This window comes from Microlunatus sp. YIM B11417, assembly GCF_059617205.1.
Genome location: NZ_JCAMPJ010000006.1, coordinates 50,962 through 71,457, shown reverse-complemented (window position 1 = coordinate 71,457; position 20,496 = coordinate 50,962). Strand labels below are relative to the sequence as shown.

The 20,496-nt window shown below is 69.5% G+C and carries 17 protein-coding genes; 4 read left to right on the top strand and 13 right to left on the bottom strand.

Translation table 11 applies throughout. The annotated features are described in order from the left end of the window. The first annotated feature begins 27 nt into the window (after positions 1-27). Positions 28-837 (top strand): amino acid ABC transporter ATP-binding protein, encoded by an 810-nt coding sequence (locus tag AC6CCG_RS25200; RefSeq protein WP_496657719.1) that lies wholly within the window; start codon positions 28-30, stop codon positions 835-837. A 12-nt stretch (positions 838-849) separates the two neighbouring features. Here AC6CCG_RS25200 and AC6CCG_RS25195 read toward each other — a convergent pair whose 3' ends face one another. Next, positions 850-1,254: a hypothetical protein gene (locus tag AC6CCG_RS25195; RefSeq protein ID WP_496657510.1), complete on the bottom strand. Its 405-nt coding sequence runs from the start codon at positions 1,252-1,254 to the stop codon at positions 850-852. Positions 1,255-1,533: 279 nt separating this feature from the next. On the opposite strand from AC6CCG_RS25195, the gene AC6CCG_RS25190 reads away from it, so the two are divergent. Beyond that, positions 1,534-1,785: a WhiB family transcriptional regulator gene (locus AC6CCG_RS25190; RefSeq protein WP_179757867.1), complete on the top strand. Its 252-nt coding sequence runs from the start codon at positions 1,534-1,536 to the stop codon at positions 1,783-1,785. Positions 1,786-1,856: 71 nt separating this feature from the next. Here the strand turns inward: AC6CCG_RS25190 and AC6CCG_RS25185 are convergent, their stop codons facing one another. Beyond that, complete coding sequence (locus AC6CCG_RS25185; RefSeq protein WP_496657509.1) at positions 1,857-3,344, bottom strand: sensor histidine kinase; 1,488 nt, start codon at positions 3,342-3,344, stop codon at positions 1,857-1,859. A 9-nt stretch (positions 3,345-3,353) separates the two neighbouring features. Further along, positions 3,354-4,103 (bottom strand): MerR family DNA-binding transcriptional regulator, encoded by a 750-nt coding sequence (locus AC6CCG_RS25180; protein ID WP_496657508.1) that lies wholly within the window; start codon positions 4,101-4,103, stop codon positions 3,354-3,356. A gap of 61 nt (positions 4,104-4,164) precedes the next feature. On the opposite strand from AC6CCG_RS25180, the gene AC6CCG_RS25175 reads away from it, so the two are divergent. After that, on the top strand, positions 4,165-5,328 hold the full coding sequence (locus AC6CCG_RS25175; RefSeq protein ID WP_496657507.1) for an erythromycin esterase family protein: 1,164 nt from the start codon (positions 4,165-4,167) through the stop codon (positions 5,326-5,328). A gap of 25 nt (positions 5,329-5,353) precedes the next feature. Here the strand turns inward: AC6CCG_RS25175 and glnII are convergent, their stop codons facing one another. Next, positions 5,354-6,373, bottom strand: a complete 1,020-nt coding sequence (gene glnII / locus AC6CCG_RS25170) for a glutamine synthetase GlnII (protein WP_496657506.1) — start codon at positions 6,371-6,373, stop codon at positions 5,354-5,356. Positions 6,374-6,540: 167 nt separating this feature from the next. Here glnII and AC6CCG_RS25165 point away from each other — a divergent pair, with 167 nt between their 5' ends. Further along, entirely contained in the window at positions 6,541-7,437 is an 897-nt protein-coding gene (locus tag AC6CCG_RS25165; protein ID WP_496657505.1) for a phosphotransferase, read from the top strand. A gap of 59 nt (positions 7,438-7,496) precedes the next feature. Here the strand turns inward: AC6CCG_RS25165 and AC6CCG_RS25160 are convergent, their stop codons facing one another. The 9 genes from AC6CCG_RS25160 to AC6CCG_RS25120 form a co-directional block, all read right to left on the bottom strand. After that, positions 7,497-8,972: a sulfatase-like hydrolase/transferase gene (locus AC6CCG_RS25160; RefSeq protein WP_496657504.1), complete on the bottom strand. Its 1,476-nt coding sequence runs from the start codon at positions 8,970-8,972 to the stop codon at positions 7,497-7,499. Positions 8,973-9,085: 113 nt separating this feature from the next. Then, complete coding sequence (locus AC6CCG_RS25155; protein WP_496657503.1) at positions 9,086-10,480, bottom strand: sulfatase family protein; 1,395 nt, start codon at positions 10,478-10,480, stop codon at positions 9,086-9,088. Continuing rightward, positions 10,477-11,988, bottom strand: a complete 1,512-nt coding sequence (locus AC6CCG_RS25150) for a sulfatase-like hydrolase/transferase (protein ID WP_496657502.1) — start codon at positions 11,986-11,988, stop codon at positions 10,477-10,479. The genes AC6CCG_RS25155 and AC6CCG_RS25150 overlap by 4 nt, the downstream gene beginning before the upstream one ends. A gap of 129 nt (positions 11,989-12,117) precedes the next feature. Beyond that, positions 12,118-13,551 (bottom strand): ABC transporter substrate-binding protein, encoded by a 1,434-nt coding sequence (locus AC6CCG_RS25145; protein WP_496657501.1) that lies wholly within the window; start codon positions 13,549-13,551, stop codon positions 12,118-12,120. Continuing rightward, a complete protein-coding gene (locus AC6CCG_RS25140) occupies positions 13,535-15,463 on the bottom strand; it encodes a glycoside hydrolase family 2 protein (RefSeq protein WP_496657500.1) in 1,929 nt (642 codons plus the stop codon). Before AC6CCG_RS25140 ends, AC6CCG_RS25145 begins: the two co-directional genes overlap by 17 nt. Before the next feature lie 62 nt (positions 15,464-15,525). Continuing rightward, entirely contained in the window at positions 15,526-16,977 is a 1,452-nt protein-coding gene (locus AC6CCG_RS25135; protein WP_496657499.1) for a sulfatase family protein, read from the bottom strand. Continuing rightward, positions 16,974-17,885, bottom strand: coding sequence for a carbohydrate ABC transporter permease (locus tag AC6CCG_RS25130; RefSeq protein WP_496657498.1), 912 nt, complete (start codon positions 17,883-17,885; stop codon positions 16,974-16,976). The genes AC6CCG_RS25135 and AC6CCG_RS25130 overlap by 4 nt, the downstream gene beginning before the upstream one ends. Further along, positions 17,882-18,844, bottom strand: a complete 963-nt coding sequence (locus AC6CCG_RS25125; RefSeq protein WP_496657497.1) for a carbohydrate ABC transporter permease — start codon at positions 18,842-18,844, stop codon at positions 17,882-17,884. Before AC6CCG_RS25125 ends, AC6CCG_RS25130 begins: the two co-directional genes overlap by 4 nt. Continuing rightward, complete coding sequence (locus AC6CCG_RS25120; protein ID WP_496657496.1) at positions 18,841-20,496, bottom strand: arylsulfatase; 1,656 nt, start codon at positions 20,494-20,496, stop codon at positions 18,841-18,843. The genes AC6CCG_RS25125 and AC6CCG_RS25120 overlap by 4 nt, the downstream gene beginning before the upstream one ends.

The window sequence follows — 20,496 nt, the reverse complement described above, 5'->3', positions numbered from 1 at the left end:
GGGACCGGGCAGAACGGGACCGGGCATCTGGTCGAGGCCGTCAACGTCACCAAGGCCTTCGGCAACAACGTCGTCCTGCAGGGCGTCGACCTCACCGTCGACCCCGGCGAGGTGGTCTGTCTGCTCGGCCCGAGCGGGTCGGGCAAGACCACGTTCCTGCGCCTGATCAACCAGATGGAGACCCTGACCGGGGGCCGGATCTGGGTCGGCGGCGAGCTGATCGGCGTCGAGGAGCGCAACGGCCGGCTCTACGTCCGCAAGGACCGCGACATCGCCCGGCAGCGGTCCCGGATCGGCATGGTCTTCCAGCGGTTCAACCTGTTCCCGCACAAGACCGCACTGGAGAACATCACCGAGGCGCCGGTCCAGGTGAAGCGGATGCCGAAGGCGACGGCCCGGAAGGCCGCGATGGACCTGCTGGACCGGGTCGGGCTGGGCGACCGGGCCGGCTACTACCCGGCCCAGCTCTCCGGCGGCCAGCAGCAGCGCGTCGCCATCGCCCGGGCGCTGGCCATGCAGCCGGAGCTGATGCTGTTCGACGAGCCGACGTCCGCGCTCGACCCGGAGCTGGTCGGCGAGGTGCTCGCCGTGATGCGCGACCTGGCCAAGGACGGCACGACCATGATCGTGGTCACGCACGAGATGGGCTTCGCCCGCGAGGTCTCGGACCGGGTGGTCTTCATGGACGGCGGCGTCGTGGTCGAGGAGGGTACGCCCGAGCAGGTGCTGCTGCAGCCCACCCAGGAACGCACCAGGACCTTCCTGAGCCGGGTCAAGCAACAGGCCGAGGCGGAGGCGGCGCACGACGCGGCGCTGTCCCAGATCCTCGAATCCTGAGCGCGCTCCCGGTCAGGCGGCCGGCGGCTGCGGATCTTCGGCGAGGAAGTGCCGGGTCGACGGCGGGACCAGCAGGCAGACCAGCGCCACCAGCGACAGCCCGGCCAGCAGGTAGCAGACCCAGTCGGTCGGCCCGCCGAGGAAGCTCCAGGCGACCGGCAGGTGCAGCAGCTGGGTGGCCACCGCCGGCCCTCGGGACCAGCGCCGGCCGAGGAACACGCCGCGTGCCGCGGCGCCGAGCAGAGCCGCGTACCCCAACAGCAGCACCGCGGTGCCCGCTCCGACGACCACGCGGTCGAATCTGATCTGGGTTGCTTCGAAGACGGCGAAGGCCGCGGCGCCCAGCGCCTCGACGCCGATCAGCCCCGCAGCGACCACGAGCGTCAGGCGATCCCGGGTGAACCAGTGAGCGAGCACCGGAAAACTCTACGGCCTACGGCGTTTTGGGGGTTTACCTAGACTGGGTGTTCCCCTACAGTCATATCTCCGAGGCGCTGCGGCGGGAAGCGTCCGGTTCCCCGGCTGTAACGTGCGTGAAATGTGAGGCAGCCAACGCGGGGAAACCCTTGTAAAGATGCTTCGAAGTTGAAAGTCTTGACGTCGGGCTGAACGATCGGCACGGTTTCGCGTGGACCGCCGGCCCAAATCAAATGAGACGTGCGGGTCCAGCAGGACCCCTGGTAAGGAGAGGACGCCATGGACTGGCGCCACAAGGCGGCTTGTCTGGACGAGGATCCGGAGCTGTTCTTCCCGATCGGCAACACGGGACCTGCCCTGTTGCAGATCGAGGAGGCCAAGCAGGTGTGCCGGCGTTGCGACGTGAAGGACGCTTGCCTGCAGTGGGCCCTCGAGGCCGGACAGGACCACGGAGTGTGGGGCGGCCTGAGCGAGGACGAACGTCGTGCGCTCAAGCGTCGCGCGGCTCGGGCTCGGATCCGTACCGCCTGAGACCGACCGCCCCAAGGCACACAGCGCCGGCTCGATGCCGGCGCTTTTGCTTTCCCAGCCAGTGATAGGGGCTAGCGGGCCGGTTGATCCAGCGGTACGACCACGCAGGCGCGGGTGCCCGTACCGTCGGGATTCGAGCCCAGGTCCAGCGTCCCGCGCAACTCGGCCACCAGGGTGTTGACGATGGACAGGCCGAGGCTCCGCGAGGAACGCCAGTCGAACCCCTCCGGCAGGCCGACACCGCCGTCCAGGATCTCGATCTGAAGCTCTCCCCCGGCGTTCTTGCTCGCGGGCCGCCGGGTCGGCCGGACGATCACGACGCCGGACCGGCCGGCCAGCCCGTGTTCGACGGCGTTCTGGCACAGCTCGGTGATCACCATCGACAGGCTGGTCGCCATCGTCGCGGTCATCACCCCGAACGAACCCTCCCGGGTGGCCACCGCGGTGCCGTCCGGGGATGCGACGTCGCCGACGAGCTTGAGCACCCCGTCCACCACCCGGTCGAAGTCGACCGACTCGTCGAACGTCTGCGACAGCGCCTCGTGCACGATCGCAATCGATTCCACGCGCGACATCGCCTCGCCGAGCGCCGCCTTGGCCTCCGGCGCGTTGATCCGGCGGGCCTGCATCCGGAGCAGCGCCGCCACGGTCTGCAGGTTGTTCTTCACCCGGTGGTGGATCTCGCGGATGGTGGCGTTCTTCGTCACCAGTTCGCGCTCCCGCCGGCGCAGGTCACTGACGTCGCGGCAGAGCACCATCGCGCCGAGCCGCTCCTTGCCGCGGGTCAGCGGCATCGCCCGGAGCAACATGTGGGCGTCACCGGCGACCGCCTCGGCCCGGCGGGCGCTGCGGCCGGACAGCACCGACCGCAGCGAGTCGTCGACCGGACGATCCGGGACCGGGACCAGGTCGGCGGTCAGCTCGGCCAGGTTCTCGTCCTCGAGGTCGCCGATCAGCCCGAACCGCCGGTACGCGCTCAGGGCGTTCGGGCTCGCGTACTCGACGGTGCCCTCGGTGTCGATCCGGATGAACCCGTCGCCCACGCGCGGGCCGAGCGCGTCGTCGCCCTCGTCCGGGATCGGGAAGCCGCCCTCGGCGATCATCCGGGCCAGGTCGTCGGCGGTCTTCAGGTAGGACTGCTCCAGCGAGCTCGGGGCCCGGACGCCGAGCTGGCTGGTGTGCTGCTCGATCACCGCGATCACCCGGTCGCCGCGCCGGATCGGCAGCGCGTGCACGTCGACCGGGATGCCGGCCTGCAGCTTGCCCTCGCTGGTCCGGGTCATCTCGCCGCTCAGGTACGCCTCGGAGACCAGGTGCTCGGGCGAATAGGCGATCAGGTCGCCGATGACGTCGTCGATCAGCGCGGTCGGTCCGGTGGTGGGCCGGATCTGGGCGGCCGCCCAGAACACGTTCTCGTCCGTGTCGGGCACCCAGAGCACCAGATCGGAGAAGGAGAGGTCGGCCAGCAGCTGCCACTCCGCGACCACGGCCTTCAGCCAGGCATGATCGGCGTCGCCGAGGCCCGTGCGCTCCGCGATGATCTCCGACATGGACGGCATGAGGCAACCTTAGTGGCGCGGACGGCGAGCGCTTTCGGCGGCGCGGCGGAGCGTGTCGAGGTAGTTCGCCAGCCGACCGTCGGCGGCGATCATCGCGAGTCCACGCCGGACCAGCCGGTCCTGCCACTCGGCCAGCGAGGCGGCCAGTGCGTCGGTGCCGCCGGCGCCGCGCACCTGGGCGATCACCGTCGCGATCCGGTCCAGCCGTTCGCCGCCGCGGCGGAGCAGCCGGGCCAGTTCGGCGTCGCGCAGGTCGTCCGGACCGAAGTCACGATGGCCGGTGGCCGGGTTCCTGGGCGGGTCGAGGATGCCGGCTCGTTCCCAGGCCCGCACCGTGGCTGCGGTGACGCCGAGTCGATGGGCCACCGCTCCGATGCTGGACGAGGCCGTACCGACCGTGGCTTCCGGCCGTGCCCCGGCCAGCAGGTCGATCGCGTCCCGGACCGCGTCCAGCGTCGCCCGGTCCCGCTGCAGCCGGGCGTGGCTGTCGTCGATCTCCCGAAGGGCCTCGTCGAGGTTGCCGGCGTTGGCCGCCCGCATGATCGTCCCGGCGGTCGCATGGCCGTGCCCGCGGATCAACGCCAGATAGGCGCCGAGGGCGGCGTCGTGCAGCTCGGTGTAGCTGCGGTAGCCGGCCGGGGTGCGCTCCGCCGGGGGCAGGCAGCCGTCCCGTTCGTAGTTGCGAACCGCCTGGGTGGACAGGCCGTGTCGCCGCGCGAGGTCGACCGGGCGTAAGCCTCGTTTGAGGCTTTTCTCCATGGCTGCGGCTCCAGATCCGGTAGAGGTTTCAACCGTTCCTTCAAAGTTACGATTGAACCTCATGACTCAGTCTCTTGACCACCTCGTCAGCCCGGCCTGGGAGCTGCTCGCCCTGGGTGAACCGACTCACGCCGAGCCCCGCTTCGGCTTCCTCCGCAATCGTCTCTTCCAGCAACTGGTCGGCCGAGGCTTCCGCTCGATCGCTCTCGAGTCCGACCGGGTGGCCGGAACCCTGGTCGACGACTTCGTCCGCACCGGGGTGGGTGATCTTGATCGGGTGATGGCCGAAGGCTTCAGCCATGGCTTCGGCGAGCATCCGGCGAATCGCGAACTGGTCGCCTGGATGCGCGATCACAACCAGGAGCAGGCTCCCGCCGACCGGCTGGCCTGGTACGGCTTCGACGTACCGTTCGAAACCCTGAGCGTGCCGAGCCCGCGACGCCAGCTGGCGCACGCGCTGGCCTATCTCGATCGTGAACTTGATCTTGGTCCGAGGATCGATCGGCTGATCGGCCCCGAGGAACGCTGGGACTCGGCCGAAGCGCTGATGAACCGCGCGGCCTCGCCCGGCGGGTCGGCCGAGGCCGACCAGCTGCGCAACCTGACCGAGGACTTGATCACGACCCTGCACGTCCGCGCACCGGAGTTGATCAAGAAAACCTCGGTCTCCGCGTGGCGGGACACCGAGGTCAGGCTGATCGCGGCCCGGCAGCTGTTGCACTACCACGGACAGGCGGCCGGAGCCTGGACCGAGGGAGAGCCGGCCGACGAGCCGCGCTGGAACCGGATGTGCGCCACCCGCGACGCCATGATGGTCCGGAACCTGATCGAGCTCCGTACCCTGGAGGCCCGTCGAGGCCCGACCCTCGTCTTCGCCAACAACCTGCACCTGCAACGCCAGCAGAGCACCATGCAGATGGGCCCGATGCGGATGGAGTGGTGGGGCGCCGGCTCGATCATCGCCCCACTCCTCGGCGACCGGTACGGCTTCATCGCCGGCAGCCTCGGCGCCAGCCCGAAGATCGAGCTCGACCAGCCGGAGCCGGACACCTTCGAGCGGTTCCTGCAGACCCGGATCGACGACTGGGGCCTGCTCCGCCCGGACGAGCTGCCTGCCGCCGGAAGCCGTACCGACGCCAGGCCGGAGCAGGGCTACTTCCCCCTTGATCAGGAGACGATCGACGGCGCCGACCTGATCCTGCACCTGGCCGCCGGTTCCTCATGATCGGATCGAACCGGCGTGACCATGATCAGGCCTGACCGGCCTCCTCCAGCGCTGCGCAGCAGGTGTTCACCAGCAGGCGGGTGACGTTGTAGGGATCGATGTTGGCGTTGGGCCGGCGGTCCTCGATGTAGCCCTTCTTGTCCACCTCGACCTGCCAGGGGATCCGGACCGAGGCACCGCGGTTCGAGACGCCGTAGCTGTAGACGTCGTGCGGCGCGGTTTCATGATCACCGGTCAGGCGCTCCTCGATGCCATGGCCGTAGCCGGCGATGTGCTCGGCCACCTTGCCCGGTGCGCCGAGCGCCTCGCAGGCGGTGATGATCGCGTCGTAGCCCTCGCGCATCGCCCGGGTGGAGAAGTTGGTGTGCGCGCCGGCCCCGTTCCAGTCGCCCTTGGCCGGCTTGGCGTCCAGGGTCGCGGCGACGTCGTACTCCTCGGCGATGCGGTAGAGCAGCCAGCGGGCGATCCACAGGTGATCAGCCACCTCGACCGGCCCGGCCGGGCCGATCTGGAACTCCCACTGCCCCGGCATCACTTCGGCGTTGATCCCGGAGATGTTCAGCCCGGCCTCGAGGCAGGCGTCCAGGTGCTTCTCGACGATCTCCCGGCCGAACACCTCGTCGGCGCCGACGCCGCAGTAGTACGGACCCTGCGGCGCCGGGAACCCGACAGCCGGGAAGCCGAGCGGCCGGCCGTCCTGGAAGAACGTGTACTCCTGTTCGATGCCGAACCAGGCCTCCTGCTCGGCGTACCGCTCCGCGACCGGCAGCAGCCTGGCCCGGTGGTTGGTCGGGTGGGCTGTGCCGTCGACCAGACAGACCTCGCAGAGCACCAGCCGATGGTTGCCGCCACGGACCGGATCGGGGCACGAGAAGACCGGCTTGAGCACGCAGTCCGAGTTGTCACCGGGCGCCTGGTTGGTGCTGGAGCCGTCGAAGCCCCACTCCGGCGGTTCGGCGCCGTCGGCCAGGATCTTCGTCTTGGAGCGAAGTCGGGCGCTCGGCTCGGTGCCGTCGATCCAGATGTACTCGGCCTTGTAGCTCAACGGTCTCCCCCTCGGTCTCGGCCGGCCAGTGCTGTTCTGGCGACCCCGGTCGAGGGTGTCAGTCGGCTTTTACGTTCCCGTTGCCCGTTTGTGAAGAGCACGTTACGGCGGCCGCCGCAGCCAAAACCGATGGCTCGGCCGGCTCGTCGGCACGTAGCGTCCGGGGCATGGAGACCGAGGCGAGGGCGATGGCGGAACGGATGCTCGGCGAACCGGTCGGCGAGTTCGTCCGGATCGCGCTGAACTCCAATCACGTCTTCCGGCTCACGACGGAGTCCGGCGTTCGGTATTCACTGCGGGTGCCGTTGCTCCGGCCGGACCGGCTGTCGCCGTACTGGCAGCAGCTGCGGGACATCTTCGGCCTCCGGTACGGCACCCAGCTCGGCCACGTCGGCCCGCTCGCGGAACAGATCCGCCGGGCCGGGATCGTCGCCGCCCCGCGGCCGGTGGCCCGTGCGCCGTTCGACGGCACGACGGCGTACCTCTTCACCTGGATCGACGGCACGATGTGGGAACCGGGCGACTTTCCCGACTCCCCCGAGGTCCACGCGCAGCTGGGCCGCTACCTGGCGACGCTCCATGCGGGCGGGCACCGCGGGAAGCGCTTCGGGAGTCTGGAGCAGCAGGCGTTCGATGCCGGCCGGCTGGTGGCACGGGCGAACCGGAGCATGGCCACCGTTCTCGACAGCTACTGGACCCACCGGCCCGACGTGATCGACTTCTTCGAGCGGCGGATCGCCCCCACCGCACCGGAGCACCTGGTCGGGGCACCGTCGCCGGTCATGCCGGACCTCTCGGCCAACCAGTTCGCCTACCGCGGCGGACGGATCGCGGGCGTCGTCGATCTCGACTCCTACGTCATCGGGCCGCATGAGCTCGAGCTGGCGATGGCCGAAACCTGCCTGACCCGCCCGGACGACTTCCGCCGCGGCTACGAGGAGATCCTGCCGCTGCCACGGTTCGAGCCGTTCCGGGCGTACTGGCGGTTCTCGCAGTTGATCAACGACCTCGACACGCCGCGCGACCTGACCGAACTGCTGACCACCAGGACCTACTTCGACTGAAAGCACCTCGGGGGCGTTTCTGCCGCGACGAGCCGGCGGAAATTCACCGAGACAGGAGGCTAGGCCCGGACCAGTTGCTCGGCGGCCCAGGGGAAGACGTCCTCGACCTCGCCGGCCAGGGTGCGGCGGAACGTGGCGACCAGGTCGGCCTGATCGGGGGTCGGCTCCTTGGGGTTCGGGTCGACGGCGGTCAGGTCGGCCAGTTCGTCACGGTCCCGGGAGCGCCAGTTGTAGCGGTGGGTGCGGGTGCGCAGCGAGAGGTTGATCGCGTCCTTCGCCGGGTCGAAGCCGGCCGGGTCCCGGTGCTCCCCCGCCGCGTTCTCCGAGTCGAGGTCCCACAGCACCGATTCGCCGACGACGTGATCACGGACGTCCGCGGCGCCGGGGTTGCCCACCAGGCTCGCGTACGAGAGCCCGTCGGTGACCCGTTCGAACGGCACCCCGGCCAGCTCGGCCAGCGTCGGGGCCAGGTCGGTCATGCTCATCGGGGCGGCGGTCCGGGCGGCGCCACCGTCCGGGTGCTTGATCAACAGCGGCACCCGCATGGTCTCGTCGTAGTGCAGCAGGTGACCCTTCTCCACCATCCGGTACGCACCCATCATGTCGCCGTGGTCGGACGTGTAGCAGATGATCGTCCGGTCCAGCTCGCCCCGCGCAGCCAGCTCGGCCAGGATCCGGCCGAGTTGATCATCGACCAGGCTGCACAGGCCGTGGTAGTGGCCGATCACGTCGATCCAGCCGGCCTCGTCGAGATCGGCGAACTTGCTCGCGAAGTGGGACTGCGCGACCTCGTCGGGCAAGGCCTCGGGGCCGAGTGCCCAGGTCGGCGGCAGCGTGATCCTGGTCCGGTCGATCAGGGTGTCGTACGGCCGCGGCACCACGAACGGGAAGTGCGGCGCGTTGAACGAGCAGACCGCGAACCAGGGCCGGTCGTCCGGCGCCCGGTCCAGCGCGGCCAGGAACTGCCCGGTCTGCCAGGGTTCCAGGAAATGATCAAGCTCGATCGCGGCCGTCGTGCGGTGCGGCGTCGCCGGATCGGCCAGGCCGGCCCGGTCGGCCTCGGTCAGGTTCTCGATGTTGCCCGGCACCAGCTGGTAGCCGGCCGCGGCGGCATGATCACGGTACGGCTCGATGTAGCGGCCGCGGTCCTTGCCGTCGATGACCGCCGGGATCGCGACCGACTCGGCGAAGCCCATCCGCTGTGGTGTGGTGCCGGGCACGTGCCACTTGCCGCAGTAGAGCGTGTGGTAGCCGGCCGCGGCGAAGTCGGCACCGATCCCCTGGTCGGCGAGGTCCGGCCGGATCCCGCGCCAGTTGCCTAGCACGTGGTGGTGCCGCGGCTGCTGCGAGGTGATCAGGCTGGTCCGCGACGGGCAACACAGCGGGAACGGCGTGAACAGCCCGTCGAAGGAGGTCCCGCCCTCGGCGAGCGCATCGGCGTGCGGAGTCCGGGCGGCCGGGTTTCCGTTGCAGCCAAGGGTGTCCCAGCTCTGCTCGTCGCTCATCACGACCAGCACGTTGAGTCGATCACTCATGATCAGATGCTCCTCACGACGCTAGACAGGCAGTGCTCACGACGCTCCCTGAGCCTGTCGAAGGGCAAGGGCAGATCCGGCCCGGCCCTTCGATGAGCTCAGTGTGCGGTCGCCTACGGCAGTGCGGCCGAGAGCAGGGCGGCACCGATCGCGGCACTCAGGTCCCGCTCGGCCGCCGCGTGGCCGGGATCACCGGACCGGTTGATCAACTCGTCCGGATCCTCGGTCAGGTCGAAGAACTCGGCGAACCGACGCCCGTGCGCCTCGGCCCGGGCCAGCTTGTGCCGCCCGTCGGTCGCGGTCACGAACCCCTCGCCCTCGGACAGCAGGATCCGGTGCCGCTGGTCGCCGGCCAGGCTGAACCCGTCGACGCCGTCCGGTTCGCCGCCGGCCAGCCCGACCAGGGTCGGGAAGATGTCGATCAACGACACGAGGTCGTCGCTGCGCCCGGGTGCGACCCCGGGCCGGCGGACCAGGAACGGGACGTTGAGCACGTCGTTGTAGAAGCAGTGGCCCTTGCCCCAGATGCCGTGGTGGCCCAGCATCTCGCCGTGATCCGGGGTGAAGATCACCACCAGGTCGTCGCCGAACCGCTGCTCGGCGGCGGTGATCACGTCCCCGATCACGTCGTCGATCAGGGCGACATTGGCGTAGTAGTTGGTCCGGAGCCGGCGCCAGTAGTCGGCGTCGTAGCGGTCGTTGCGGCCGCTCTCGATCCACCGGCCCGGCGCGCCGTGCCGACTCCAGTAGTGCATCCGGTCCGGATCGTCCAGGTCACCGGTGATCACCGGGTCCTCGATCCGCTCCGGATCGACCCGGTCCAGGTATTCCGCGGGCGGGTCGAACGGGAAGTGCGGGCCGGAGATCGAGACCCAGGTGAACTGGGGCTGATCCGGGTCGGCCGCCGACAGCCGCTCGACGGCCTTGCGGCCGACCCAGGCGTCCGGGTGCCACTCGGCGGGCGCCGGGAAGGTGAACACCTTCGCCGCGTCCTTGTCCCAGACCTTGGCCCGGTAGGCCTCCAGGTGCCCGGCTTGATCAAGTTCCTCGGCGTAGTCGTCGCGGAACCAGACCGACACCTGCTTGTCGTCCTGAAGATCGAGATCGTCGATGCCGAGGCTCAGGTAGTAGTCCCGGAACTCCGTGTACGGCAGCGTCCGGTCCGGCATCGTCTCTCCGTACGGCACCGGGGCGTAGTGGCACTTGCCGACGTGGGTGACGTGATAGCCGAGCCCGCCCAGGGTGTTGTAGAGATTCGGCCGGTCCGGGGTGAGCCGGCAGTCGCGGAAGTTGCTGTACGCCCGGTGGGTGTGCGGGTAGCAGCCGGTCATGATCGAACTCCGGCTGGGCAGGCACCACGGGCTGGCCGTCCAGGCGTTGTCGTAGACGGTCGACGTCGCCGCCAGCCGGTCCAGATTCGGCGTCTCGATCACCTCGCCCCCGTAGCAGCCGAGGGAGTCCCGGCGCAGCTGGTCGGTGGTGATCAACAACAGGTGGGGTCGGGTCATGACGTTCCCTGAGCTTGTCGAAGGGATACCGGGGCCTGCCCTTCGACAGGCTCGGGGCGCGTGGGGTGGCGGTACCAGTTGTGGTCGGCGCGCAGTGGTCGGTAGGCACCGGTCGGCAGGTCGTCGGCGATCTCGAGCCGCCAGCGCAGCAGCTCGGTGATCAACTCCGCCCGCCGCGCCGCGCAGTCCGGATCGTCCCAGAGATCGGTCAGCTCGGCCGGGTCGACATCCAGGCGGTACAGCTCGCCGCGCCCGTCGGAATGGAAGATCACCTTCCAGTCCCCCCGCCGGAGCATCGCCGAGGTGCCGCTCTGAGTGACGGTGTTCAGCTCGTCGTAGATCGTTCCCTGGTACGGGTAGTGCAGCTCCGGCCGGGCGTCCGGCGGATAGAACAGGCCGCCGTAGCCGCCTTCGGCGTAGATGCTGCCGAACACGTCGCCCGGGTCGTCGCCGCCGGCCAGCAACGGCCAGAAGCTGCGCCCCTGCACGCCGGCCGGGATCTCGGCGCCGATCGCCTCGGCCAGCGTTGGCAGCACGTCCACCAGGCTGACCAGATGATCATCGTCGACGCCGGACCGAACGCCGGGACCCGCGACGAAGAACGGAATCCGCATCAGGGCCTCCGGCAGCCCGGCGCCCTTGCGCTGCAACCCGTACTCCCCCACGAAGTCACCGTGATCGGCCAAGTACAGATAGAGCGTCCGGCCCGGCGCACGCTCCTCGATCGTCGTGACGAGCCGCCGCATCTGATCATCGATCAAGCGCAGCATGCCGCAGTACGACGCCCGGTAGCGGCGCCACAGGTCGTCGTAGCCCGGCCGCTTCTCCTCCACCAGCTCACGCAGCCAGCGGTACGGCCCGCCCTTCGCCAACGCCGCCTCCGGCCCGGCCGCTCGGTCCGGCACCTGGTCCGGGGGGAACAGCGAGAAGTACGGCTCCGGCACCTGATACGGGTTGTGCGGCTCCGGGAACGACACCCAGCTCAACCACGGCCGGTCATGATCACCGCCGTCGTCGGCCAGCTGGGCCAATGCGTCGTCGACGATCCGAACCGGATACTGCACCTCCACCGGGAACGGCGTCGGCTCCAACGCCGGACCATGATCGATCGAGACCAGCCACTCGGTGAACGCGCGCTGCTCGGCGGTCTCGTCCGGCGCCCCGGTGTGCATGTAGGGCCCGGCCCAGTGGTCGTAGTCCTCCGGCCCCCGATAGACGTGCGGCTTCCCGGCGAACGCGGTCCGGTAGCCGGCGGCACGGAACACGTCGAGCAGGTCCTCGCCCCGGAACTCCTTGCGGTTGTTGGAGTTCTGCCTGATCCGGTGCGCCGACGGGAAGCGCCCCGACAGCAGGCTGGTCCGGGCCGGGACGCATGCCGGCATCGGCGTGTACGCCCCGGTGAAGGTCGTCCCGGACGCCGCCAGCTCGTCGCAGAACGGCATCGTGTCCAGGCCGAACCCGGTGCCGGCGGTGAACCCGGCCCGCTGCTGGTCGGTCATGATGATCATGACATTGGGACGTTCTGGTTGAGTCACTGCATCCTTCATCCGTGCGGTTCGAGATGGTTCGTGCCCTGAGCCTGTCGAAGGGCATGGTGATCATGCGGCCTGCCCTTCGACAGCCTCAGGCAACGATGATCAGGCGCTCTTGTAGTCGGTCGCCGGCTTCCAGTCCGAGAATGCCCAGTCGTCGGCGGACACCTTCGCGCCGTCGGCGACCGCCTTCTTGATCGCCTGCTCCCGATCGGCCGCGGAGTCGTCGGTGAGCTTCTTCAGCGCGCCCCGGATGTCGGTGACCTGGCCCGAGAAGACGCCCTGCAGCAGCTCGCCGAGGCCCGGCTTGACCACCTTGCTGAAGCGGTTGACCCGCTGCACGTCGGGGTTGCGCAGCACGGCCTGCGGCGCGATGAACACCGAGTCGGCGTACCAGCCGATCAGCCGCTTCCACGGCTCGATCGCGGTCGAGCCCTCGACCACCGACAGGTCGTACGGCGGTTGGGCCATCGCGTTCGCGATCGCGGTCCAGTAGTCCTTCGTGGCCAGCCCGGTCAGCAGCTCGGAGGCTTCGGCCGGCAGCTTGGACGAGCCGGAGATGAAGTAGTTGCCGCCCGCCTGGCCGCGGTAGGCGACGACCGGCCGGCCGGCCTCCGGCTGCAGCATCGGGCCGACGTCGACCGACGGCAGGAACTGCTTCGCCTCGGTCTGCACGGTGCCTGAGCACCACGGCCCGTCCAGGTAGAAGCCGGCCGCGCCGGCGGCCCAGCGGACCCGTGCGGTCTGGTCGTCCAGGCTGGACGAGCCGGGGAAGATCAACTTGTCGGTCTGCAGCGAGGCCAGGAACTCGAACACCGCCACGTACGCGTCGTCGTCGTAGGCGAACTCGCCGGTGGCGAACTTCACCCCGTTGATCCCCTCGAAGCCGGCGCCGTGGGCCAGCGAGTTGAGATGCTCCGCCATCCGGCCGGTGTGGGCCAGGCTCAGGATCATCCCGCTGGCCCCCTTCTGGGTGTCCTGCACCGTGCGGCAGGCGGCCCGGAACTCGTCGAACGTCTTCGGCGGGTTCGCCGGGTCCAGCCCGGCCTTGCCGATCATGTCCCGGTTGAACCAGGTGGCGGCCACGTACTGCCGGTCGGCGAAGATCGGGAACGTGTAGAGCTTCCCGTCGAACGAGTGCAGGCCCTCGACCAGCCCGCCGAGCGAGGCGAACTTCTCCTTCACGTCGTCCGGCCAGTCGATCGGCGCGAACCAGCCGTCCGCGATCAGGGACGGGATCGACGCCTCCAGCCCGGCGGTGCTGTGCACGTCCGGCTGCTGGTTGCTCTGCTTGGCCAGCTGCAGGGCCTGGCCGATCTTGGCCGTCTGGTGGTACGTGTACTTGACCGCGATCCCGGACTTGGCGGTGAACGCCTCGTACGCGGCGCCGTTCGCCTTCTGCAGGTTGACGTTGTGGTCCCACCAGGTGATCGTGCGCTGTCCGGGCGTCTCGGCCTGCGGCGTGCTGCAGCCGGCCACGACGCCGGCGGCACCGGCCGCGGACAGCCCGAGCAGGGTCCTTCTATTCATGAGCGACATGGCTCTTCCCCGTGCCTTTCTCTTGAGCTGGGGCCTTTCCATTGGTCCCGCCGGCCGACGCGGCGGCGGCCCGCCGGCGGAAGCCGTCGACGACCTCCGCCGGGATCGAACGGGCCGGGCGGGTGATGATCTTGCGCAGCTCCTCGATCGGCAACTTGGCCGAGCGGTCCTCGGCGAGCAGGCCGTTGGTCTCCTGCACGGTGTCGGTGAGCTGGGTGTAGCAGAAGCCGGCCACGTCGGGCAGGTCGGTGATCGCCGTGACCAGGCTGGCGAAGTGCTCCAGGAACTCGTCGGCCGACGTCACGGTGGCGTAGCCGAACCAGCGCTCCCCCTGCGACGGTGCGTAGGACAGGCCGCCGAACTCGGTGATCATGATCGGCTGGCCGCGGTACTCCCGCTCGCCGAGCAGCACCCGGCGCCGGTTCGGCGCCTTCTCGGTCAGGCTGGCCTGCAACGCCTCGGGGCTGCCGTACTTCGCGGTCAGGTCCTCCGGCACCGGCGAGTAGTCGTGGATCGACCAGATGTCGGACTCGGTGTGTTCCCAGCCGTCGTTGGAGATCACCGGCCGGGTCGGGTCGAGCGCCTTGGTCAGGTGGTAGAGCGCGGTCGCGAAGTGCTGCTGGTCGGCGCGCACCGAGATCCCGGGCACGCCCCAGCTCTCGTTCAGCGGCACCCAGCAGACGATGCTGGGGTGCGACCGATCCCGGCGTACGACGTCGAGCCATTCCCGGGTCAGCCGGGTCGCGGCCTTCTCGTTGTAGACGAAGGCGTTGGCCATCTCGCCCCAGACCAACAGGCCGAGCCGGTCGCACCAGTAGAGGAACCTGGGATCCTCGACCTTCTGGTGGATCCGGGCGCCGTTGAAGCCGAGTTCCTTGATCAACCGCACCTCCTCGGCCAGCGCCTCGGGGTTCGGCGCGGTCAGGTGCGACTCCGGCCAGTAGCCCTGCTCCAGCACCAAGCGGGAGTAGTACGGCTTGCCGTTGAGCAGGAACTGGCCGTCCCGGACCGCGACCTCGCGCAAGCCCAGGTAGCTGCTCAGCCGGTCGGTCTCGGTGCCGTCGACGGTCAGCGTGATCTCGGCGTCGATCAGCCGCGGCCGCTCCGGCGACCAGAGCAGCCGCTCCCGTTCCATCGGCATCGCCAGCCGGGGCAGATGCAGCCGGACCAGCGACCGCTCGCCCCGGGTGGCCGTCGCGGTCTGGTCGGCCAGCAGCTCGCCGTCGTACGACAGTCGCACCCGCACCGTGACTTCGGCCTCCCGCTGATCAGCGGCGCTGGCCAGGTCGAGCTCGGCGGTGACCGTCTCGGCGTCCAGGTCGTTGGTCCAGGCCACGTCCGCCACATGATCGACACCGACCCGTTCCGCCCACACCTGCTGCCAGATGCCGGTCGTGCGGTGGTAGAAGATCCCGTGCGTCTCGGTCCGCCAGTCCTGCTTGCCGCGCGGCTGAGCCACGTCGAGCGGGTCGTCGTGCACTCGCAGGGTGAGCCGGTGCGGACCTGGCCGGCGCAGCTGCCGGGTCACGTCGACCGAGAACGGCGTCATGCCGCCGACATGATCACCGACCAGTTCGCCGTCCAGGTAGACCGCGGCGGCGTAGTCGACGGCACCGAAGTGGAGCTTGATCAACTCGCCGTCGGCGGGCGGGTCGAGCTCCAGCGTGCGGCGGTACCAGACCACCGGATGGTAGGCCGGATCGCCGATGCCGGACGCCGGGGACTCCGGCGGGAACGGCACCGTGATCCGGCGGCCGAACTCGTGATCATCGGCGAGCCAGCCGTCGGCCAGGCCACGGTCGGCGTCGTCGAGGTCGAAGTCCCAGACGCCGTTCAGGTCGGTCCAGTCGTCCCGGCGCAGCTGCGGCCGCGGGTAGGCGGCCTCGGCGCGGTGGTCCTGGTTCTCGATCATGGTGTGATGTGCTCCGTCGTGATAGTCGGTGGGTACGAGAGCGGCTCAGAGATCGAGCGCCCTCACCAGAAGTCCAGTCGTGGCTGATTCCGGTCCTCGGTCGCGACACCGATGTCGAGGAGGAGTTCGACCAGGGCCAGCCGAGTTGCGGCGTGGGCCGGGTCGTCGTAGAGGTTGATCAGTTCGTCGGGGTCGGCGGCGAGGTCGTACAACTCCCCCTGCCGGCTCCGGTTCGTCGCCGGCCCGCCGTGGTGGACCACGAGCTTGTGGACGCCGTGCCGCAGCATCGTGGTGTGCACCGGCGGATCGTACGGATGCCCGGAGTTCCGGTACTCGCTGATGGCCCAGTCCCGGATCGGCGTCTCGGTCCGCCCGGTCGCGCGCGGCAGCAGGCTGCTCCCCTGCGCCTCCGGCAACGCCGGCGCACCGGCCGCGTCGAGGATCGTCGCGGACAGGTCGATCCACTGCACCAGGTCGTCGATCACGGTGCCCTCCGCGATCCGGCCGGGATAGCGGATCAGCAGCGGGACCCGGACCGAGCAGTCGTACATCATCGGGCCCTTGAGCATCAGCTGATGATCACCGAGCATCTCCCCGTGATCGGAGGTGAAGATCACGATCGTGTCGTCGGCCAGGCCCTCGGCCTCCAGGGAATCCAGGATCCGGCCGACCTCGTCGTCGATCAGGGTCACCATCGCGTAGTAGGCGGCCTTCACCTGCTGCAGTTCCTCGGCGCTGTAGTCGGCGAAGCCGCGGGCGTGACCGCCGTAGGACTCCTTGGACGCGTCGGTGTAGATGTCGGGTTTGGTCGCCAGTTCCTCGGGGCTGCCGACCGGGCGGCTCAGCTGCTCCGGGTCGTAGCGGTCCAGGTACTCCGGCGGAGCGCCGAACCCGTGGTGCGGATCGAAGAAGTTGGCGATGAAGAAGAACGGCTGGTCCGGCCGGCGGCTCTCGGTGAGGAAGTCGATCGTCTCCTCGGCGATCCAATGGCTGTAGTGCGCCTCGGTCGGCATCGCGTCGAACCCCAGTGGGTCGTCCCGGTCGACCGCCCGGCGGTAGAGCTCGGGATGCACGGCCTTCAGATAGCGGTGGTACGCGTTCTCCGACGATCCGCGGTACGGGTCGTGGGCCCAACGGAAAACCCGCATCCCCGCCGGGGCGTACTCGGTCCGGCCCTTCATGCAGGCGGCCAGGTGCAGCTTGCCGACCAGGCCGCAGTCGTAGCCGGTCGCGGCGAGCGGCTCGGTGATCACCGTCGCGTCGTCGGGCAGCGAGACGCCGTTGGCCCAGAGGCCGTGCCGGTGCACGTACTGGCCGGTCATCAGCGACGCGCGGGACGGCCCGCAGACCGGGTTCTGCACGTAGCACTGGGTGAACCGGGCGCCCTGGCCGGCCAGTCGATCAAGGTTGGGCGTGTGGATCTCCGGGTTGCCGGCGGCGCCGAGGGCGTCGAACCGCTGTTGATCGGTGCACAGCAGCAGGATGTTCGGGCGTTGTTGATCTTGTGTGGTCACGACTTGACGGCTCCTGCGATTCCCTCGACGAAGTAGCGCTGCAACAGGATGAACAACAGCACGACCGGCAGCAGCGAGATCGTCGCCGCGGCGGCCATGCCGGACCAGTCGGTGGAGTTCTCGCCGATGAAGGCGAGCATGCCGACGCTCAGGGTCCGCAGGTCAGGCCGGGAGAAGGTGAACACCAGCGGCAGGAAGAACGCGTTCCAGGTGGACAGGAACGTCATCAGCGTGACCGTCGCAGTGACCGGCATGGCGAGCGGCAGCATCACCTGGAAGAAGGTCCGGAAGAAGCCGGCCCCGTCCATGATCGCCGCCTCCTCCAGCTCCTTCGGCAGCTGCCGGAAGTAGCCGAGGTAGAGCAGGATCGAGGCGACGTGGGCACCGCCGGAGAGCGCGACGATCATGCCCCAGAGCGAGTTGAGCATGCCCAGCCGGGTGGCGAGGTCGATCACCGGAATGATCGTGTAGCCGGCCGGCACGAACAGGGTCGCCACCAGGATGCCGAGAATGATCTTGCGACCGAAGAACGAGTAGCGGGCGAGCACGTACCCGGTCATCGAGCACCTGATCAACACCAGCAGTACGGTCAGCGCGGTGACGATCACCGTGTTCAGCAGGTACTGGGAGAACCGGGCGTCGACCCAGGCCCGGCGGAAGTTGTCCCACACCGGCGATTCCGGGATCAGGTTGAGGCCGGCGCTGAACACTTCCAGCGGCGACTTCAGCGCCGCCGACACCATCCACAGGAACGGGTAGATCCAGACCGCGACCAGCCCGATCAGGATCACCGCCGCGAACCAGTACGGCAGCCGGCGCAGCACCCGGCCGGCCGGACGCCGGCGGGCCGCCGGAGCCGGCGCGCCGGTCGCCGCGCGAGCCGGTCTTGTCGTCGTGGGCGCACTCATTTCGTCGTCCTCATCTTCTGTGCGGCGCGGATGCCGACCAGCTGGAACAGGCCGACCCCGCAGATGAACAGGCCGAACAGGACCGCCGCCGCGGAGGCGAAGCCGAGCCTCGGCGTGGTCGACGCGAACGCCGCCTCGTAGATGTAGATCTCCATCACCTGGGTCGCGTAGAACGGGCCGCCGCCGGTCATCGTCAGCATCAGGTCGAACACCTGCAGCGTGGACTCCAGTGTGAGCAGCGTGATGATGATCAGGAACGGCTTCAGCAGCGGCAGCGTGATCGAGCCGAACATCCGCACCGGGCCGGCCTTGTCGATCGCCGCGGCCTCGTAGAGATCACGCGGGATCGTCTGCAGGGCCGCCAGCCAGTAGATCAGCGTGGTGCCGAACCACTTCCAGACGAACACCCCGACCACGGTCGGCAGCGCGGTCTTGGAGTCGCCGAGGAAGTTGATCCCCTGGTCCAGGAAGCCCAGCTCCAGCAGTCCGAGGTTGACCGGGCCGGAGGCCGGGTCGAAGACGAACTGCATCACGACGCCGACGATCGCCGTCGTCGTCACCACCGGCAGGAAGAAGGCGGTCCGGAAGAAGCCGGACCACGGCATCCGCGGCGAGTTGAGCAGGATCGCCAGCAGCAGGGCCAGGAAGACCTTGATCGGCACGGCGAGCAGGGTGAACGTCACGGTGACCCGGAACGAGTTCCAGAACATCGGGTCGGCCAGCACCTCGGCGTAGTTGGCCAGGCCGACCCAGGTCTTGACCGCCTCGAAACCGTTCCAGTCCAGGAAGGAGTACCAGTAGCTGCCGATGATCGGATAGACGGTGAACAGCCCGTAGAGCACGATCGTGGGCAGCAGGAACAGGTAGACCATCAGCTCGGTGCGGCGGACCCGGCGCCGCCGGCCGCCCGCTCGCGGCGGTTCGGCGCCGTCGATCGCGTTGCTCGGGATCCCGGTCACGACGCGCTCCCCTCGACGGAGGCGACAGCCCGCGCCGACCGGTAGCTGTCGACGACCAGGAACGGACCGCTGGCCGGACCTTGATCATGAGTGGCCAGCACCTGCTCCCGCGGGAGCACGCCACACCGGTCGGCCCAGGCCTGGTAGGCGGTGATCAACTCCTGGACCAGGCCGGGATGATCACCGGCGACGTCGTGCAGCTCGGTCCGGTCGGCGTCGAGGTCGTACAGCTCCCAGGGCTGGGCATGCTTGCGGACCAGCTTCCAGCGGCCGCGCCGTACCGCACTGTTGCCCTCGTGCTCCCAGAACAGTTCATGATCTTCGACCGCGCCGCCCCGCCAGGACGGCAGCATCGAGGTGCCCTCGGCCGGCGGCACCGGATGATCACCGCGGCGGTCCGGATACTCGGCGCCGGTCGCCGCCAGCACGGTGGCCACGACGTCCGGCAGCTGGTACGGGTCGTGCACGGTGACCCCGCCGGCCAGCCCGGCCGGCCAGTGCGCGATCAGCGGCGTCGCGATGCCGCCCTCGTGCACCCAGTGCTTGTACTCGCGGAACGGCGTGTTGGACAGGTTCGCCCAGGGCTTGCCGTAGGAGGTGTACGTGTCCGCCCCGCCCGGGACGATCTCGGGCGCGTTGCCGGTCCGGACCCGCTCGCCGGACGGCGAGGTCAGCGGAGTGTGGATCGGCTTCGCGGGCAGCTCGTCGGCGTACCCGGGTGGCATCTCCTCCGCGCAGCCCCCGTTGTCCGACAGGAAGATGATCATGGTGTCGTCGAGCCGGCCGGCGTCGCGCAGCGCGGCGACGACGCGGCCGATCGCGGCGTCGGCCAGCTCGACCTGGGCCGCGTAGACGGCCATCCGGCGGGCCTGCCACTCCTGGTCCGCGGTGTCGGACCAGGCCGGCACCTCCTCGTCCCGCTCGGACAGCGGCCAGTCCGCGTTGATCAAGCCCGACGCCCGCTGTCGCCCGTGGCGCTCCTCGCGGAGCTGGTCCCAGCCGGCCAGGTAGCGCTCCTGGTAGCGCTGGACCACGTCCTCCGGCGCGTGCAGCGGCCAGTGCGGCGCGGTCAGCGCCAGGTAGAGGAACAGCGGCTGCTCCGGCTCGGCCGCGTGATGATCATGGACATAGCCGGCCGCCCGCTCGCCGAGCTCGGTGGTCAGGTAGTAGCCGGCGCCCGCCTCGGCCGGCTGCTCGTCCTCGGTCAGGGTCGCCGGATCGTAGTAGCTGGCGGCACCGGCGACGATCCCGTAGTGATGGTCGAATCCGCGCCGGGTCGGCCAGGTCTCGTCCGGCTCGCGGATCTGACCGGTCAGGTGCCACTTGCCGGCCATCGCGGTCGCGTAGCCCTGGCTGCCCAGGATCTCGGCCAGGGTGGCGCACTCCTGGGACAGGGTGCCGGGATAGCCGCCGGGCCCGTCGTTGCGGGTCAGCACGCCGATGCCGGTCTGGTGCGGGTGCAACCCGGTCAGCAGCGAGGCTCGCGACGGCGAGCAGCGCGCCGTGTTGTAGAACTGCGACATCCGTACCCCGGCGGCGGCGAGCGCGTCCAGGTGCGGTGTCTCGATCTCGGAGCCGTAGCAGCCGATGTCGGAGTAGCCGAGGTCGTCGGCGAGGATGATCACCACGTTCGGTCGCTTGGCGTCGGCCAT